Source organism: Rhodococcus sp. NPDC004095, assembly GCF_053604015.1.
In genome coordinates, this window is record NZ_JBSGGS010000011.1 from 70,558 (window position 1) to 88,291 (window position 17,734).

16 protein-coding genes are annotated in these 17,734 nt (G+C 67.6%); 10 read left to right on the plus strand and 6 right to left on the minus strand.

The features are described 5' to 3' along the window. The first annotated feature begins 166 nt into the window (after nucleotides 1–166). The 3 genes from ACWEPG_RS21325 (at nucleotide 167) to ACWEPG_RS21335 (ending at nucleotide 2,325) form a co-directional block, all read left to right on the plus strand. Nucleotides 167–541, plus strand: a complete 375-nt coding sequence (locus ACWEPG_RS21325; protein ID WP_450114175.1) for a DUF488 domain-containing protein — start codon at nucleotides 167–169, stop codon at nucleotides 539–541. A 246-nt stretch (nucleotides 542–787) separates the two neighbouring features. Then, nucleotides 788–1,684, plus strand: coding sequence for a maleylpyruvate isomerase family mycothiol-dependent enzyme (locus ACWEPG_RS21330; RefSeq protein ID WP_452595298.1), 897 nt, complete (start codon nucleotides 788–790; stop codon nucleotides 1,682–1,684). Further along, on the plus strand, nucleotides 1,684–2,325 hold the full coding sequence (locus ACWEPG_RS21335) for a Type 1 glutamine amidotransferase-like domain-containing protein (RefSeq protein ID WP_450114178.1): 642 nt from the start codon (nucleotides 1,684–1,686) through the stop codon (nucleotides 2,323–2,325). The genes ACWEPG_RS21330 and ACWEPG_RS21335 overlap by 1 nt, the downstream gene beginning before the upstream one ends. Before the next feature lie 70 nt (nucleotides 2,326–2,395). Here the strand turns inward: ACWEPG_RS21335 and ACWEPG_RS21340 are convergent, their stop codons facing one another. Next, complete coding sequence (locus ACWEPG_RS21340) at nucleotides 2,396–2,719, minus strand: hypothetical protein (RefSeq protein ID WP_450114179.1); 324 nt, start codon at nucleotides 2,717–2,719, stop codon at nucleotides 2,396–2,398. 216 nt (nucleotides 2,720–2,935) lie between these two features. Next, nucleotides 2,936–3,250 carry a hypothetical protein gene (locus ACWEPG_RS21345; RefSeq protein ID WP_450114180.1) on the minus strand — a complete coding sequence of 105 codons (315 nt, stop codon included), beginning with the start codon at nucleotides 3,248–3,250 and terminating at the stop codon, nucleotides 2,936–2,938. Between the two features lie 425 nt (nucleotides 3,251–3,675). Here ACWEPG_RS21345 and ACWEPG_RS21350 point away from each other — a divergent pair, with 425 nt between their 5' ends. The 5 genes from ACWEPG_RS21350 to ACWEPG_RS21370 are packed head-to-tail and all read left to right on the plus strand — an operon-like array spanning nucleotide 3,676 to nucleotide 9,888. Beyond that, on the plus strand, nucleotides 3,676–5,157 hold the full coding sequence (locus ACWEPG_RS21350; protein ID WP_450114181.1) for a wax ester/triacylglycerol synthase domain-containing protein: 1,482 nt from the start codon (nucleotides 3,676–3,678) through the stop codon (nucleotides 5,155–5,157). A gap of 40 nt (nucleotides 5,158–5,197) precedes the next feature. Beyond that, nucleotides 5,198–7,483 carry a glycerol-3-phosphate 1-O-acyltransferase gene (locus ACWEPG_RS21355; RefSeq protein ID WP_450114182.1) on the plus strand — a complete coding sequence of 762 codons (2,286 nt, stop codon included), beginning with the start codon at nucleotides 5,198–5,200 and terminating at the stop codon, nucleotides 7,481–7,483. Continuing rightward, on the plus strand, nucleotides 7,480–8,913 hold the full coding sequence (locus ACWEPG_RS21360; RefSeq protein ID WP_450136271.1) for an HAD-IB family hydrolase: 1,434 nt from the start codon (nucleotides 7,480–7,482) through the stop codon (nucleotides 8,911–8,913). Before ACWEPG_RS21355 ends, ACWEPG_RS21360 begins: the two co-directional genes overlap by 4 nt. Nucleotides 8,914–8,942: 29 nt before the next feature. Further along, entirely contained in the window at nucleotides 8,943–9,527 is a 585-nt protein-coding gene (locus ACWEPG_RS21365; protein WP_452595224.1) for a DUF4232 domain-containing protein, read from the plus strand. Between the two features lie 10 nt (nucleotides 9,528–9,537). Further along, a complete protein-coding gene (locus tag ACWEPG_RS21370; RefSeq protein ID WP_452595225.1) occupies nucleotides 9,538–9,888 on the plus strand; it encodes an iron chaperone in 351 nt (116 codons plus the stop codon). A gap of 234 nt (nucleotides 9,889–10,122) precedes the next feature. Here the strand turns inward: ACWEPG_RS21370 and pip are convergent, their stop codons facing one another. From pip to ACWEPG_RS21385, 3 genes are all read right to left on the minus strand, one after another. Further along, complete coding sequence (pip, locus tag ACWEPG_RS21375; protein WP_452595226.1) at nucleotides 10,123–11,133, minus strand: prolyl aminopeptidase; 1,011 nt, start codon at nucleotides 11,131–11,133, stop codon at nucleotides 10,123–10,125. A gap of 380 nt (nucleotides 11,134–11,513) precedes the next feature. Next, the gene (thrS, locus tag ACWEPG_RS21380; protein WP_452595227.1) at nucleotides 11,514–12,749 is read right to left on the minus strand and encodes a threonine--tRNA ligase; all 1,236 of its coding nucleotides are present in this window, start codon (nucleotides 12,747–12,749) and stop codon (nucleotides 11,514–11,516) included. Between the two features lie 351 nt (nucleotides 12,750–13,100). Further along, nucleotides 13,101–14,639, minus strand: coding sequence for a DUF222 domain-containing protein (locus ACWEPG_RS21385; RefSeq protein ID WP_452595228.1), 1,539 nt, complete (start codon nucleotides 14,637–14,639; stop codon nucleotides 13,101–13,103). 566 nt (nucleotides 14,640–15,205) lie between these two features. Between ACWEPG_RS21385 and ACWEPG_RS21390 the strand changes: the two genes are divergently transcribed. Together ACWEPG_RS21390 and ACWEPG_RS21395 are read left to right on the plus strand one after the other, a co-directional pair. Then, nucleotides 15,206–15,523 carry a hypothetical protein gene (locus tag ACWEPG_RS21390; RefSeq protein WP_452595229.1) on the plus strand — a complete coding sequence of 106 codons (318 nt, stop codon included), beginning with the start codon at nucleotides 15,206–15,208 and terminating at the stop codon, nucleotides 15,521–15,523. Nucleotides 15,524–15,746: 223 nt separating this feature from the next. Next, on the plus strand, nucleotides 15,747–16,598 hold the full coding sequence (locus ACWEPG_RS21395) for a PHP domain-containing protein (RefSeq protein ID WP_452595230.1): 852 nt from the start codon (nucleotides 15,747–15,749) through the stop codon (nucleotides 16,596–16,598). Nucleotides 16,599–16,983: 385 nt separating this feature from the next. On the opposite strand, the gene ACWEPG_RS21400 is transcribed toward ACWEPG_RS21395, so the two are convergent. After that, the gene (locus ACWEPG_RS21400) at nucleotides 16,984–17,730 is read right to left on the minus strand and encodes a DUF429 domain-containing protein (RefSeq protein WP_452595231.1); all 747 of its coding nucleotides are present in this window, start codon (nucleotides 17,728–17,730) and stop codon (nucleotides 16,984–16,986) included. Nucleotides 17,731–17,734 lie beyond the last annotated feature (4 nt).

The following is a 17,734-nucleotide window of genomic DNA, read 5'->3' on the forward strand; positions in this document are numbered from 1 at the left end:
CGGTCACAGCATTGTCGGGGCGTCAGCGGCGTTCCACGGCGCCCGTGAGGCCCGAATTCCCGCACGCGCCGACTGCCCACCGCTCGTTCATCCCGCCTCGCCGACCGGCCGTCGAACCTAGACTGGGCCACAGGGCCGGGTCACTGCTTCTGCCGCGGAGGTGACGATGACCAGTCGGACGACACCGGACGTCACGGTCGAGCGCGTGTACGACCACCCCGAACCGGAACCGGGCGCGGTCCGCGTCTTCATCGACCGCCTGTGGCCGCGGGGCGTCCGCAAGGACGATTTCCACTACGACGACTGGGCCAAGGACCTGGCACCGTCGACGGAACTGCGGCGCTGGTACAGCCACGACGCCGCGCATTTCCGCGAGTTCCGGGCCCGCTACCGTGCCGAACTCGAATCCGACGAGGGCCGCGAGGCCATCGCCCGCGTCACTGCGCTGGCGAACGGCAGGCCGCTGGTGCTCCTGACCGCCACCCACGATCTGGAACACAGTCACGCGGACGTGCTGGCCGAGGTCCTGAACGAGGCGTGAGCACCCGCCGCGGGAACGACGAGAGCAGCGGCCGGCAAGAACAGTAAGGAGAGACGTGGGCGACGACGTCGGGGGCGACCCGGTCTGCTGGCTGGACCGGGTGTGCCCGAAGTGCGGCGCGTTCCTGCCCGACGGCCCCGACCACGGCTGCCCCCGCTGCGAGTTCGAGCCGAGATCGGCGATCACGAGATCGGCACCTGAGCTCCCCCACGCCTCTACAGTGGCCGAATGAGCGACAGTGGCCGAATGAGCGACAGCGACCGGAAGAGCGAGACCAGGACCCCGACGCTGCTCGACCGGGAGCCGCTGACCGCAGCCCTGATCGAACAGTGGGACGTGATCGGCGCCCTGCTCGCGCGGTTGACGCCGGAGCAGTGGGCTCAGCCGTCGGCGCTGCCGGGCTGGTCGGTGCATGACGTCGTCGCGCACCTCATCGGGACCGAGTCCATGCTCGAGGGCATCGACCCGCCGGTCGAGGCGGACGCCGTCCCCGACTCCCCGCACGTGCACAACCCGATCGGCGCCTTCAACGAACGCTGGATCCACGGCCTGCGGGACCGATCGCCCGCCGAGATGCTGGCCGCGTACCGGGACATCACGGCACGCCGGGCCCGGGCCCTGGGTGCGATGTCGCAGGCCGATTTCGACGCGCCCGCGATGACCCCGGTCGGGCCGGACAGTTACGGGCGGTTCATGCGTACCCGCCTGTTCGACTGCTGGTTCCACGAACACGACATCAGGGACGCGCTCGCCCTGCCCGGCGACGAGGGCGGTCCCCGCGGCGAGTACGCGTTCGCCGAACTACTGAACGGTGTCGGGTTCGCCGTCGGGAAGAAGGGCCGGGCGCCGCAGGGTTCGTCGGTGACGTTCGCACTGTCGGGTCCCCTGGCGTTTGCCGACGACCGTCCGCGGGAGGTCCACGTCGTGGTCGGCGACCCTGCGCACCCGGAGCGCGGCGGCCGCGCGGCGGTGGTGCCGACTCTGCCCGGGCCACCGACCGTCACCCTCGGCCTGGACTCGCGGCTGTTCACCCGGTTGTGCGGCGGCCGGGTCTCGGGCGCCGACCGGATCGACGAGATCACCTTCGCCGGGGACGAGGCCCTGGGCAGGCAGATCGCGACGAACCTCGCGTTCACCATCTGATGCGGCTGTTCCTCGCGTCGTACCGTTTCGGCGCCGACCCCGACCGACTGCTCCGGTTGGTGGGACGCCCGGGCCGCGTCGCCGTGATCGCGAACGCCGCCGACTCGTGGGGATCCGCGCGGAAGTCCGCGGTGGTCTCGGACCTGGTCCCGTTGCGACGGCTGGGTTTCGACCCGCGGGAGGTGGATCTGCGGAAGTTCGTCGGGGCACCGGACCGGCTGCGGGCGGAATTGTCCCGCCACGACCTGGTGTGGGTGCGAGGAGGCAACACCTTCGTGCTGCGCGCCCAGTTCGCGCGCAGCGGCGCGGACGAGGTTCTGACGGATCTGCTGCGCGAGGACGCTCTGGTGTACGCCGGCTACAGCGCGGGGGCGTGTGTGTTGACGCCCAGCCTGCGGGGCCTCGAACGCGTCGACGACCCGGCCGAGGTCGCATCCGCGTGCGGGGTGCCGGTCATCTGGGACGGCCTCGGACTGGTGGACCACGCGATCGTCCCGCACTACCGGTCACCGGGATACACCGCGACCGAGTCCGCCCTGATCGAGGAGATCGCCGACGGCTACCGGCGCGACGGTGTGAAACACCGAACCCTCACCGACGACGAGGTGATCGTTGTCGATGAGGGTTCAGCGGAAGGGTGACTGTTTACCGAGGGTGACTGTGTCCCGAGGGTCCTTCAGCGTGGACTCCGCGTTCCGGCGGAGAACCGGCTCAGCCGAAGACGACCCGGCGGTCGGACCGCAGAGCCGGCAGGAGCGAGAGCCGGCGCGGCGTCTTGAGGCGACGCCGCGAGACCTCGTCGGCTCCGGCAAGGAGGGCGTCCACGAGCAGCTCCGGGTCACGACGCCAGGCTCCGACGATCGCGACCAACGCCTCGTCGGTGAACAGGCCGCTCTCCGAAAGGGCTTCTTTCCACTCGGCCATCTCGCCGTCGCGCACCTGGTCGATGGCGTGGACGTCGATCTCGCCGCCCTCCCATTCACAACACAGCACCGCGTTGACCAGGTCTTTCGTCGGGGATGCCAGATCGTTCATGGTGCCGGTCCCTCCGTCGGGTGCGACTTCTCGCGCCGGTGTAACACTTTGGTGCGCTCGAGCGATTGGAGCCCAACCTAGCCGGAATCGAGGGCGGTGGCGAGGACCAATCACCACAATCAGGTAACAGAGTGACAGTTGTGACTGCTGTGACAAACGAGACGACGAGTGGCGCCCGGATCGGACACCGCGCCGACGTGCTCCGTCACCCCACGGTCAGACCGCGGACACCCGTTCCGCCGCGACAGGCAGGGACGCCACGCGCGAGGCGGTCAGGCGACGGCGGGTGATCTCGTCGACACCGTCGAGGAGGGCATCGACCAGCAGTTCCGGGTCCGCCCGCCAGGCCGACTCGAGGTCGCGGACGGCACCGGCCGACAGCATCCCGGAGTCCGCGACCGCGGACACCCAGTCACCGAGTAGTCCCGCGCGGATCGCGGCGACGGCGGCGGCGCCGTCGGTGTCGAGGTCATCGAATTCGTACGCGAGGATCGCGCGAACCATGCCGTCTGCGGCTGTGGGGTCGCTCATCTCGTAACTCCGTTCACGCATGCCGTGCGCGCACGCCCGGCGGTAACACCCTGTCCGTCACTCGACGGACATGCCCGCTCGACCTGTAACGCCTCCGCGATGTCGAGCGATAGACGCGAATCTAGCCCCTGGCGAGGGATGTTTGTATAGCTAGGAGCGAAACATCGCGTTAACTGGCCTGTGGGTTGCCCCACATTGACGTGCCTGGAAATGTAATCTGCGTCACTACCAGCACCCTTGCGATTCCGCTTCACTCTCGGGCGTGTCGCCACCCGTCCCGCCCCCGGTCCCGCCCAGTGGGACCGGGGGCGGGACGCCACGACACGACCGCGACCCCGAAGCCGGAAACGACCCCGACAGTCAGGGGCCGGGTACAGACTGGGAGCCGACGACCGCGGGCAGTGGACAACCGTAGGGAGTGCGACATGGGCAGCGTTGGCGACACCGGCGGCCAACCCCTGGTTCCACCGAGTGCGGTCGACGTAGACCTGTCCGGGCTCGCGCAGGGCTGGAACCGCACGATGTCGGACCTCGAAGCCGGCATGTGGCGGATGGAAGAGGCACAGCCGAAGCTCCGCTCCCCGATCGTCGCCGTGGACGTCCTCGACGGCCCACCGGACTGGGATCGCCTGGTCCGCGCGCACGAATGGGCTTCGCACATCGTGCCCCGGATCCGCATGCGTGCGGTGGAACCCGTATTCGGACTGGGCAATCCGGTGTGGTCGGTCGACCCCGAGTTCGATCTCGACTACCACCTGCGGCGGGTGCGGTTGCCCGAGCCCGCGACGTTCGACCACGCGCTGCGGATCTGCCGGCACCTGGCGACCGAGCCGTTCGACAAGGCCCGTCCACCGTGGACGGCGATGCTGATCGAGGGCCTCGAGGACGGCCGAGCCGTGTACGTGGTCAAGACGCACCACAGCATGACCGACGGCATGGGCGGCATCGGCCTGATGACGCTGCTGCACAGCCGGCGCCGCGAGCCGACCCCCGACAAGCCGGACCGCCTGCCCGCGCCCCCGGAGAACCTCAACACCGTCACCGCGTTCGGTGAGGAGGTCGCGACGCAGCTGCGCCGGGCCCCGGGCCGGATCGCCGGACTCCTCGGCGGGGCGGTGCGGACCGCCACCGCGACCGTGACGAACCCGCTCGGTGCAGCCACCGAGGCTTTCGAGTACGCGAACTCGCTTCGGCGGGTGGTCACTCCCCCACCCGCGACCGGGTCGCCGTTGCTGCGCGACCGTGGGCTCGGCCGCTGGTTCGGTGCGCTCGAGGTGGGCCTGGACGAGCTGAAGGCCGGCGCGAAGGCGGCGGGCGGGTCTCTCAACGACGCGTACGTCGCGGCGTTGCTCGGCGGCTTCGCGCGCTACCACGACCGGCACGGTCAGCAGATCGGCGCGGTCCCGATGGGGATGCCGGTGAACATGCGGACCGCGTCGGATCCCTCCGGGGGCAACAGGTTCACCGCGGTGCGGTTCGCCGGCCCCGCCGCCGAACGTGATCCGGTCGCGCGGATCGCGAAGGTCCGCACGATCGTCCTCGGGCTGCGGGAGGAGCCTGCGCTGGACGCGCTCGACCTCGCGGCGCCGCTGCTGTCGCGGCTCCCGACGTGGCTGCTGGCGAACTGGTACCTCTCGCAGTCCACCGGACTGGACCTGCAGGCGAGCAATGTCGCCGGGGTGCCGGTCCCGGTGTATCTGGCCGGGGCCCGGATCGAGCGGATGTTCCCGTTCGGTCCGGCACCGGGATGTGCGGTGATGGCGACGCTCGTCTCGCACAACGGGGTCTGCTGTATCGGCGTCAATCTCGACACCGCCGCGGTCACCGCGCCGGCGATGTTCATGGAGTGTCTGCAGGAGGGGCTCGACGAGGTGGTGGCCCTGGGCACGGCGAAGGGTTCCGAGTGAGGGTGACGGGCGTGGTCACGGCGAGGATGGGAGTGTCACGATGACGGCGAACACGGCACGGCCCCGGGTGTACCTGACCGAGGCGATGACCGAGACCGAGTCGGGGGTGCTGCACACCTGGCTCGGTGAGCGGATGAGCACCTCCTCCGTGCCTGCGAGCGCGGTGACGATCACCGATCAGACCCTCGCCGAACTGACGACGCGGGAGGACGACCCGCTGCTGACGCCGGTGCGGGTGGTGTGGCTCCCCCGCGACCCGCACGAGCCGGGATCGACACGACTGCGCGAGGCTCTGTCGCCGCGGGATCCGCTGCACCCCGGCCGGGGTGCGCAACGTCGGGTGCTACGTACGGACCCGTCCCGCTGCCGGGTGATCGAGGGCGAACCGGCGCCGCTCAGCGACCTCGAACGCCGTCTCTCCGAGGGCGGTGGCGGGTCGTTGCCGGAGTTCATCCGCCGCCAGGCCGCCCTCGCCCTCGAACGCGCGGAGCGCACCCTGCTCGGCGACCAGTACAAGGTGTCCCGGTTCGTCGTCGACGAGATCACCGACAGCCGGCGCTATCGCGACGGCATCCGAAATCTGGCTTCGGACCTGCGTACCGATGTCACCCAGGTGGACGAGCAGGCCCGTGAGGCACTGGACGAACTGGTCGCCACGCAGAGCCGACGGGCGATCGCGGTGTGGGATCGCCTGGGGCGCTATTTCTCCCGCGCGTACCGGCTCGACGTCGACGCCGCCCGGTTCGACGAGTTGCGCGAACTGAACCGCAGGCACTCGCTGGTGTTCCTGCCCAGCCACCGCTCGTATCTCGACCCGCTGGTGCTGCGGCCTGCGTTGCTGGCCAACGATCTTCCGCTCAACCACGTGATGGGCGGCCTGAACATCAACTTCTGGCCGATCGGCCCGATCAGCAAGCGCAGCGGCACCGTGTTCATCCGCCGCAAGTTCGGCGACGACGAGATCTACAAGTGGACGTTGCGCGAGTACATGCGCTATCTGGTGACCAAGCGGTTCAACCTCGAGTGGTACATCGAGGGTGGCCGCACCCGCACAGGGAAGCTGCGGCCGCCGCGGTTCGGTCTGCTGACGTACCTGGCGCAGGCGTTCCACAGCTCCGTCGCCTCCGACGTGTACCTGGTGCCGGTGTCGATCACGTACGACCAGTTGTACGAGGTGAAGGCGATGGCCGCCGAGGCGCACGGCGAGGTCAAGCAGAAGGAGGGACTGCGCTGGTTGGTCGGATACGTGCGCGCGCAGGGCAACCGGCGTGGAGTCGCGCACGTGACGATCGGCCGGCCGTTGTCGCTGGCACAGGCGCTCGCCCAGGATCCCGACCAGCGCCTGGCTATCCAGAAGACGGCCTTCGAGGTGTGCCACCGGATCAACGAGGTCACTCCGGTCACCGCGTCGTCGCTGGTGATGCTCGCGTTCCTCGGCATCGAGGACCGCGCGCTCACGGTCAATGAGCTCGAGTTCATCCTCACCCCGCTGATCGAGTACATCCTGGTGCGCAAGCTGCCGACCGCAGGCGACGTCGACCTGACCAACCCGCAGGTGATCCGCACGGCACTGCAGACGCATCTGGACTCGGGAGTGCTACGCCGCTTCGACAAGGGCGACGAACGCGTCTACTACCTCGGTTCCGACCAGCATCTCGTCGCGGCGTTCTACCGCAACAACAGCATTCATTTCCTGATCGTGAGGGCGATCGCCGAACTGGTTCTCGAAGCGGCGGTCGAGGAGCGGTTCACCGACCCGGTAGCGGACGGATGGGCGGAGGCGCAGCGGATCCGGGACCTGCTCAAGTTCGAGTTCTTCTTCTCGGACAAGGACACCTTCCGGCAGCAGCTGCGGGACGAGCTGCAACTGATCTGCCCCGGATGGGAGGACCTGCTGAAGGACCCTCACCAGGTGGAAACCATTCTCGGCGCCGTGCGGCCATACCTCGCGCACCGGGTGCTGCAGCCGTTCCTGGAGTCCTACGAGGTGGTCGCCGACCGGTTGATTCTCGCCCCCGTCTCACCCACCTTCAACGAGAAGTCGTTCGTGACGGACTGTCTCGCGATCGCCAAGCAGCGCCGGTTGCGACAGCAGATCTCGAGCAGTGAATCCATCTCGGGTGAACTGTTCGGCACCGCGCTGGCCCTGGCGCGCAACCGCGGTCTGGTGGAGGCCGACGACGGCGACGTCGCGCAGCGCCGGGCACGGTTCGCCGCGGAGATCGGGGTCCTGGTCCGCCGGGTGCGACGCATCCGCGATCTTGCCCACGACCGCCTCGACAGCCTCGCCGAACCGGTCATCGAACAGAAGGGCCCAGAGCAGTGAACGCCCTCGACGCGCTGTACCGGTCCATCGCGGAGGCGCCGCCGGGACCCGGCACCCTCGCCGCGTTCGACCTCGACGGCACCCTGATCGCCGGGTACTCGGCGACGGTCGTGTACCGGAACCGGTTGCGCACCCTCGACATCAGCGTCGGCGAACTGCTGAGGACGACCGGCGCGGTGATAGACACCCAGTTCCGCGGCGCCGATGTCGGCGGGCTGATGGACATCGCGGTGCGGGCGCTCGCCGGGCGCCAGGACGACGAGCTGCGCGAGTGGGGTCTGCGCCTGTTCCGCCAGGAGATCGCGGGCATGATCTACCGCGACGCACGCGCCATCCTCGCCGCGCACCGCCGGGCGGGGCACACGGTGGTGATGGCGACATCCGCGACGCCCTATCAGGCCCAGTTCGTCGCCGACGACCTCGACATCACCGACGTACTCTGCACCCAGCCGGAGGTCCGCGACGGCATGCTCACAGGGAAGCTCGCGACCCCGCCGCTGTGGGGCGCGGAGAAGGCGAAGGCACTCGCCGCGTACGCGACCGAGCGTGGCGCGGATCTGGCCGACGCGTTCGCGTACTCCAATGGCGCCGAGGACGTTCCGATGCTCGAGTCGGTGGGGTACCCGGTGGCACTGAACCCGGACGGTGAACTGACCAAGCAGGCGCGCAGACGCGGATGGCCCGTGGTGACCCTGCCGAAACCGCAGCGGGGCGCCACCCCGCTGTCGACCGCGCGGACGGCGACCGCGATCGGCGCGCTGATGACCACGGCGGCGGCCGGGGTGGGTGCGGGACTGCTCACCCGGAACCGGCAGACGGCCGCGAACCTGGTGGGCTCGGTGGGTCCGGACGTCGCGTTGGCGATCTGCGGGATCACCGTCGATGTGCAGGGCCGGGAGAACGCGTGGCGCCAGCGACCGGCGGTATTCATGTTCAATCACCAGAGTTCTCTCGACGTCCTCGTGCTCGGCAACGTGATTCGCCGCGACGTGACCGGGGTCGCGAAGCAGGAGGCCTCGCACGATCCCCGGTTCGTCCCGGTCGGTGCGTTGCTGGACGTGGCGTACATCGACCGGTCGAACACGGTGAAGGCGAAGGCCGCGCTGGCGCCGGCGGTCGAGAAGCTGCAGTCGGGGACGTCGCTGGCGATCGCGCCGGAGGGCACCCGGTCCCCGACCCCGAAGCTCGGCCGGTTCAAGAAGGGCGGGTTCCACCTGGCGTTGCAGGGTCAGGTGCCGATCGTCCCGATCGTCATCCACGACACCGGCGAGCTGATGTGGCGCAATTCCCTTGTCGCGCACCCGGGCACGGTGCACGTCGACGTGCTGGAACCGGTGCCGACGGACGGCTGGACCGTCGAGACGCTGGACAAGCACGTGCAGGAGGTGCGCGAACTGTTCGAGGCGTGCCTGCACCGGGGGCCGCAGTGACGCGAACGCTCCGGACGTGGCCTGTGCTGGTGACGGTGGGCGCTGCGGCGATGCTCGCGGCGTGCGGTTCCCCCGGCGTCCCCGACTCGCCGACCACGGTGTCGCCGCCGACCGCGACGACGGCAGGGCCGACTACCGGGGGCGCCGCGTCCGGAGACACCACATCCGGAGACACCGCGGCTCCGGTGGCCGACCAGGACCGGTGCACCACGACCGAGCTGTCGGTGAACGAGGGCCGGGTGGAAGGTTCGGCGGGATCGGTGACGATTCCGCTGGTGTTCACCAACACCGGGAGCCGCACCTGCACCCTGTACGGGTTCCCGGGGGTCTCGTACGTCGACGGTGCGGACGGCATCGAGGTCGGAGCTGCCGCGACCCGGGCCGGCGGCAGTGGCGAACCGGTCGTCCTGGCACCGGGCGGACGCGCGACTGCCACGGTCCGGGCGGTCCAGGTGCTGAACTATCCGGCGGAGCAGTGCAACCCGACACCGGTCGCGGGTCTGCGGGTGTACCCGCCGAACGACACCGCAACCCTCTTCGTGTCCCGCGCGGGCACCGGCTGCGCGCAGCACGGGGTGGACCAACTCGAGGTGACCGCGGTCGACGGTCGATGAAAGGATCATCATGGCAGCCGATTTCGAGTCAGTGGACGCCTATCTGGAGACGTTCTCCGGGGAGACGCGCGCCGTCCTGGACAAGGTGCGGACCACCCTTCACGACGCGATTCCCGGGGCAGGCGAGAAGATCAGCTACCAGATTCCCACCCTCACACTCGACGGCAGGAACATCGTGCATTTCGCCGGGTGGGCGAAGCACGTCAGCGTGTATCCCCTTCCCGCGGGCGACGAGCAGTTCACCGCGGACCTCGCGCCCTACCGGTCCGGGCCGGGCACCGCGAAGTTCCCGCTGAACAAGCCGATCCCGTACGAGCTGATCGGACGCATCGCGTCCTTCCTCGTCGCCGAGCGGGCGTGACGGTGGCACGTGGGCCCTGGCCCGCACGACGGATCCATCGGCCGGGCGCGCTCGATCCGTGCGCCGTCCACTCGACGACAACTCCCGGTCGGAGGCTTCCCCGCCTCTCCCCATCTCCTCCGCGCATGTGGGACAGCGCTCCCGACAGTGCGTGCCCGGTCAACACTGCGGACCTCGGGTTCCGCTGCGTCGATGGGCTGAATTCTCCAGCAGGTTGACGGCGGTCGTGGGCGGTCAGCCCAGAGGGTCCGCCCTCACGCATTCGGCTCGATCTGGATCGGCTTGGTGTGTCGTGGCCGTCTCAGCGAATGAGTTGATCGCTTCGACGAGCCGGCCGGTGAAGCTGCCGCCGCCGTGGCCCGCATCCTCGATGACAACGAGGCGGCTGCCTTCCCACCGGCGTGAGAGTTCCCACGCGGTGTCGAGCGGACCGGAGATGTCGTATCGACCGTGAACGAGAATCGCTGGGATTCCCGCGAGGCGATTCATGCCGTCGAGCAGTTGGTTTTCGGCTAGGAAGTGGTCGTTGCCCCAGTAGTGGGTGACCAGGCGCGCGAACACCATCCGGAACGTAGGGTCCTGGTATCTGCGGGAGGGCGCCCATCCGGGAACGAGCGAGACGTGGGTGTCTTCCCACTCGCACCAACGTAGTGCCGCGTTCTCACGGACAGCGGCGTCGGGGTGTGCGAGTAGGCGTGCGTATGCCGCCGCCAGGTTTCCGTCGCGCTCCGCTTCCGGCACCGGTTCGACGAACCGCTCCCACTCGCGTGGAAATATGCGCCGCATGTCGCGGGTGATCCACTCCACTTCCATGCGGCGACCGGATGTGATCGCACCCAAAGCCATCCCGACAACCCTGTCAGGGTGCGCTTGCGCGTAGGCCAAGCCGAGACACACGCCCCAGGACACACCAGCCACGACCCATCTTTCGATTCCGAGGTGTTCTCGAAGGCGCTCGATGTCGGCGATGAGGTGGCCGGTCGTGTTCGTGGAAAGGTCGGTGGCCGGATCATCAGCGCGGGGCGTGCTGCGCCCGCAACCACGCTGATCGAACAACACAGCGCGGAATACGCTTGGGTCGAAGAACCGACGCATGCCCAAGGTGCAACCCGACCCCGGGCCTCCGTGGAGATACACGACAGGAAGGCCCGTCGGGGTACCGATGGTCTCCCAGTACAGGGTGTTTCCGTCAGATACCGCGAGATGGCCCGAGTCGTACGGTTCGATCACTGGAAACAGATCCATTCGGGTGAGTTTGTCACGGCCACACCCACCCCATCGAGAGACCGGCAAGCAACGGTCATCAATAAGCGAGAGATCCCGGCGGTCTTGGATGAATCGGGCTGATGCGGTCCTGGGGAGCTGTCGCGACGACCCGTGTCCGCCGACAGCAATGTTCAGCTCGGTGCATGCGGCCATGACGCTGGTGACACCGGTCGGGTCGCTGACGGCCGGTTCCCGGCGGCAGTGGGCTGCCGTCTCGCCATCGAACGCCAGGCGATCCTGGACGGAGGTGCTGGATTCGAGGGTTCCGGGCGTCTTCGATGATGTCGGTGGATGCACGCGAGCGTGTGGGGTTGTTCTCGGCTTACTCGCTCGGCACCGCCGAGCGAGTACGCGACATTTCAAAGGGACCAGTCGAGGGCTGTTCGGCGGTTGCGGTAGGCGTCATCCATCAGCTCGAGAAGACGTTCCGGCGTGACCTCGGTGCGGATGCGGCTGGCGATGTCGGTGATCTGAACGCTGTTCCGTGCGATTTCGGTCGGACCGATGGCCGCGATGAGGTGGTCTCTCGCTTTACGGGCGTTTCGAACGCGCGCTCCCAATGACCCATCGTGGTCGACTCGGCTGCGAAGTCCTAGGTGGCGAGCCCTTTCGGCGAGTGTGCGCGCTGCTCCGTCCTGGTCGGGACTTACGGGCAGGACTGTGATGTGGATCGGAGAGAGCCAGAACGGGAGGCGGCCTGCATAGCGTTCGAGTAGTGCTGCAGTGACGCGCTCCATCGACCCCACCGTCCCTCGATGGATCATGACGGGGCGGTGTTCGCCGCCATCTGCGCCGACATAGGTGAGCCCGAATCGTTGGGGCTGGTTGAAGTCGAGTTGCACGGTGGCAATGGTTTCCTCACGGCCGCGTCCGTCCTGAACTTGCAGATCGAACTTGGGGCCGTAAAACGCGGCTTCCCCCGGGGCTTCGACCAATTTCAGTCCGCGCTCGGCGAGGACGGACTGCCCGGCGGCGCGAAGGTTCTCCTGGGCCTGCTGCCACTGTGCGTCGGTGCCGAGCCATGTCGAGGAGTTGTCTCTCGTCGACAGTCGGACGTAGTCGACGGGAAGCCCCAAGATTTCCTGAGCACGCAGTGCTGCACGCAGCCCAAGTTCAGCTTCGTGCAGGACCTGGTCCGGTCTGCAGAAGACGTGAGTGTCGTCGAGGTTGATCTGCCGGACGCGACTCAAACCAGAGACAACACCGGAACGTTCGGCCCGGAACATGGAGGCGAGTTCGTTGAATCTAAGAGGCAGTTCACGATATGAGCGTTGAGTCGATGCGTAGATCAACGCGTGATGAGGACAGTTCGCTGGCCGCAGCATCAGCTCGTCGTCGCCCATGCGCATGGCGGGGAACATGTCCTGGCTGAACTTGCTCAGATGACCGGAACGCTCGTACAGTGCCCGCTTCCCGAGCACCGGCGAGAACACACCGAGGCAGCCATCAGCTGAGGCGAGCTCCTTGGCCAGCTTCTGCAACTCCTCCCGAATTACGGCCCCGGCGGGGAGCCACATCGGAAGACCGGAACCGGCAAGCGGATCGGTGGCGAATATGTCCATGTCGAGATTGAGATCCCGGTGGTCGGCGACCATAGGTGTCTGCTCCTGTTGGTTTGTACCGGAACAGACGGGGAAAGAACGAAGCCCCGGAAACTGTTCCGGGGCTTGAGATGTCTGAGGGAGGTCAGTCCATCGCGAACTCGCCGGAAGTGTCCGGCGTCGTCGTGGAGATGCGGCGGCCCTGCATGGGGCAGGAGTCTACCTGATGGGCGCATGATTGCGCGTTCAGTGCATCGATAAGCCAAGCCCTTCAACATCTGAATACAACGTCATGACCCGCAACAGCAAGGCACGGTTATCGCTATGTGCACGTTTCAGCGAGCGGGCACGCAGGGACCCGGCAGGGTGGTGACCAGCATTTGCTGTGAATGACACACTGCGGCGTCACGGGACGTCGTCGCCCGACACTCCCGTTCCGCGCACTTTGCCGTGGCTCGCTTTCGCTCCCTTGCGGCTACGGCTGCCGCCGAAGGTGGGATCCCACTTCGTCCGCCACTCATGCAGTTCTCGTTCGTCGCGGGCGCGGATCATGCCGTGCAGGATCCCGAACAACTCGTCCAGGTGATGGCGGTGATTGATCCGCGGCGTGCGGGTGGGGTCGATATGCGCTGGCGGCGTCCACTCGGTCCGACCGGCATGCTCCAAACCTTCAGGGACGGCGGCGGTTTTCCAGCCACCGGGCCCGTCATGGATCAGGGAATGACAGCTGTCACACGCCAGATCCAGGCCGGCGATGTCGGTGCGGCCTCCCTTGTCCCACTCACGAATGTGATGGACCGCAGTCATACTTGCCGGCGCGTCGCAGCCCGGGCGGGTACAGCCCTTCGACGCCGCGATCAGCGCGAGACGCTGGTCAGCACTGGCGAGCCGTTTGGCACGACCGAGATGCAGGGGCCGCCCGCGATGGTCGAACACGACCAACACCGGATGCGCCCGCTGCGCCAGGCGAAGTGCGTCGCCGATCGGAACGATCCCACCGGACGCCGTCGTCACTACACCGGAAGCCTCTTCGAGCTGGGACAAAGTCATGGTGATGATGGCCGTCACCGGCAAACCCCGATGCGAACCGAGGACCCCGGAGCCCAGCAGGTGCCGAAGACCGACCTTGAGCGCATCATGGTTACGCTGCGCCGCCGTGCGGGTGTCACGGGCCGCGGCCTTCGCCAACGCGTCTCGATCGACGGCCGCGGATTCGCAGTCACCCGACGGCGATTCCGGATCATCCGGGTTGTTCATCCCCGGCCGCGCCATCTTCGCCAACAACGGCTCCAACAGCGCCCGCGTCTCCGGATCCAGCAACCCCGACACCGGCGACATGAGATCCGCCCGCTGGCGGCCGATCCGTAAACCCCGCTGCCTCCGCCGATCCGACTCCGAGTAGTCGCCGTCCGGATTCAGGTACGCCAACAGGTCGAGGCCGGCGTTGATCACGTACTTCGGATCCGCGTGCCGAGCCAACAACGCCAGGATCGACTCCGCCGTCTCCCGCTGAGCGTTGTCGACGTGGGCGGGGATCTGCCGCATGATCTCCCGAACCGCCTCCACATGCTTGAGCCCGATCGCGCCCTCCCGCAAGGCTTTCGCGGTGTGGCCATAGTCCGCGGGCAGATCCTCACCACGAAAGTCGTGCCACGTGCCGGTCCGCTTCGCCGACCGCAACCGTGACTGCGCCTGCGCCTCCGAAATCCGCACCGTCTTCACCAGGAACTCGACCGGCGACCTCAGATCGAACACCCCGTGCAACGACCGCTCCACGGATTCGACGACCACTTGCTGGTCGACCGCCACCAGCTTCCGCATCGAGCACTCGAGGCGCTGCAACACCTCCACCACGTCGTCGTTCGACAGCCCGCCGAGCCGATCCGAAAGCAGGGCATCGACGGCAGCATCCAGGGCGGTCAGGTGCTCGTCCACCAGCGTCATACCCGCCGCTGCCGCATGACCCATCCCCGTCACCCCCGTCGCATCCTCAGTCACCCCAACTTCGAATGTTTGTTCGAATCCTACTACCAGCCGCCGACAAGTTTCGGGGAATTGGGATCTCAGGATGAGTCGTGGCCCACCCACCGCTCGCACCATCTACACCGGGTGGCCACCCACCCTCACCGCAGTCGCCGATCCGTCAGCGGCGCGCGCCGCCAGCGCCTGAAGGTGGGACAGAAATCGGACGTCGTGAGATCTTGAGACAAGCACCTGGCCTGTGCGGACGCCAGGACCTCGCACTGGCTCGACGATCACCACGGTGCTGTTCGTGTTGGGCGCCTGCCGGCATTCGGCCAGGATCATTCGAACCTACTGCAGGGACACCTCCGATGCCCTGAACCAGATCTTTGCAACCCGATCGTCATCGATCTCGGAAACCGCTCCCTCCATCCCTCGGCCGATCGTCAAACAGGACAAGCCCGAGGGAACATCCGGTCTCGCTGGTCGCCGAACGTCGACCTTCTCCTTCAGTCGGAGTGGACAAACTCATCGGTATGCTCGGGGACATGGGTGGGGACCTGGCACTTCTGCTCGTTACGGTCGGACCGCTGATGGTGTTCGGGTGGGCGGCTCTCCGGGCGAAGCACCGTGGGCTCGGGGGGTCGTTCGTCGGGCCGTTTCAGGAAATGTTTGATCCCGGTGGGGCGCGCGCACAGATCGTCATCGAGGAGATGGCGGAACTGCCGGATCCTTCGGATTCCGGCGATCCGGATAACGACGACGATGTGCCCTATGTCGTGGTGTACGACGCCGTTCGGCTGTACATCAGTCCTGGCAAGAATCGACGCGCGGAGGTGGCGGGGCCACCGGCCGTGCCTGAGTGAGCGCCCGCCTGGAAGCCCCGGGCAATACCGACCCTGACGCTCTCACAGTTCTTGAAGACCCCTGCCAGCCTGAACCTCTGTCCTCGACCGCGAACCGTCCAACTCAACGATCCATCAAACAGGACACGCCCTGTATGTCGCGGCAAGCGTCTATCCATGAAGACGAACCGGCCAAGGACTCCGGGAGATCCGCGAACGAGTTCACACATGCAAGCAACGAGCCATGCCCCTGCCTGCAGACAGCCACGTCCACAGCGAATGGTCCTGGGACACCGGCGGCCCGACTTCGTTCGCCGCCGGCCGGATGGAGCTGATGTGTGAACGTGCCGTCGCGATCGGCCTCCCAGCAGTGGTCTTCACCGAACACTTCGACTTCGACGATGCGTGGCGCACCACACCCGACGACCTCATGTCCCACCAACAAGCGATGCTCGATCCCGACGGGTACCTGCGGCCACCACCGCTGGAAGTGGCCGGCTACCTCGCGAGCATCGATCGATGCCGTCATCGGTTCCCTGACCTGACAATCCTCGCCGGAGTCGAGTTCGGCCAACCCCACCTGTTCGGGCATCGGGCATCGATGCTGGTCGACCTGTCAACCCTCGATCGGATCAACGGGTCCCTTCACACCCTGAAGGTCGGTGACGACCGCTACGAGCCCAACACCCTCTTCCGCATGTGGCCTGCCGACGAGGTGATGTGGGCGTACCTCGAGGAGATCCCCCGGATGGTCGCCGGATCCGATCAGTTCGAGGTGTTCGGTCACATCGACTACGCGGTCCGTGCGTGGCCGAGTGTCACGGAAGGCCCGTTCGATCCCCGACGCTTCGAGGAGGGATTTCGAGCGGCGATGCGATCACTCGCCAACAGTGGGCGCGCTCTGGAGATGAATACTCGCAGGTTGTGGCCGTGGATACCTCAGTGGTGGACCGAGGAAGGCGGACGTGGGGTCACTTTCGGTAGCGATGCGCACGTGCCGGAGGCTCTTGCCGAGAACTTCCCCGAAGCTGCAACGATGGTGGAGCACTTCGGGTTCCGGCCCGGACGGCGCCCAGAAGACATCTGGACCCTATAGCGAGATCCGTCCGTCTCAACCATCCTCCTGCAGGACGGATTTCCGGCACTCGGCTCGATACTCGACGGCACGACTCGAGGAGATCCCCGGATGAATCCAGCCTCTCGGGCGATCCGCACCGTCTCCGCCCGTCAGAGGGAGCACCACGTCGGTGGTGGTGTCGGGGCCGAAGGCGCCGTCAGAAAGTTCGGCGGCCGCACCGAGTTCGAGCCGGGGTCGAAGAGGCCACTCCGCCTGACGTGCTTGTCCACCCCCGGCCGTACGCTCCGAGGCCGAGCATCAGCGCGACCATCACCCCGATCACGGTGAACGCAGTCGGTAGGTTGTTAGTCCAGGCACTCGTCTCAGATGTCCACGCCAGCGGCAGCGCGCTGTTCGAATCGCATCAGCCCGACATGAGGTCGCCGAGATCCCCTGTCGGGACGTGGATCCACCCCTCACGCTCGGCGACGTCCCGCTCCGCCGGGTCGGGTCGTGCGGTCAGCCCGAGTGCCGCGGCCCGCGCGATCACGGCTGCGATGACGGCATCGAACGCGTCGTCCGACGCCACACAAAGCCCGTAGTGCACAACGAGGTCGAACCCCGGCGCATCCTCCTCGAATCTCCGCACCAGCGTGGCCAGCCCTGGCGCGTTCACCATTCCCTTGTATCCGCGAAACGGCAGGCCCCACCGCTTCAGGGCCGCCGCGGGGTACACCTCGACCACCGTTCCGTCGACGCGGCCGACGTCGTGACCCGCGTCCCCGAGGTCGGCGAGCAGTCCGGCGCAGCGCAGCGCCACGTGCGCGATCAGGTCCGCCGACACGCTGAGCGGGACCAGACCCGTCGCGGCGTGCACCACCCGATCCGTGTGGCGGCGCACCAGCGGCAGCCGCCCCGGCCTGGTGTCGAGGCCGAGGTTTCGCACGTGGTCGCGCCGATGGTGTGCGGCGATGAAATCGACGAAGGCGTCCGGCCACCCGAACGGGGCGTCGATGCCGACGCGGTCCGCGCCCGCCGCGGCCGCGACGATGTCGGCGTCGGCAGCCCCGAGCCGCAGGTCGACCAGACGGGCCGCGCCGTCGCGCCAGTCCACCGTCGCCACCGCCGTCTTCGCCGGCTCGGCCGCCAGATCGACCCCCACTGTCCGCATTGGT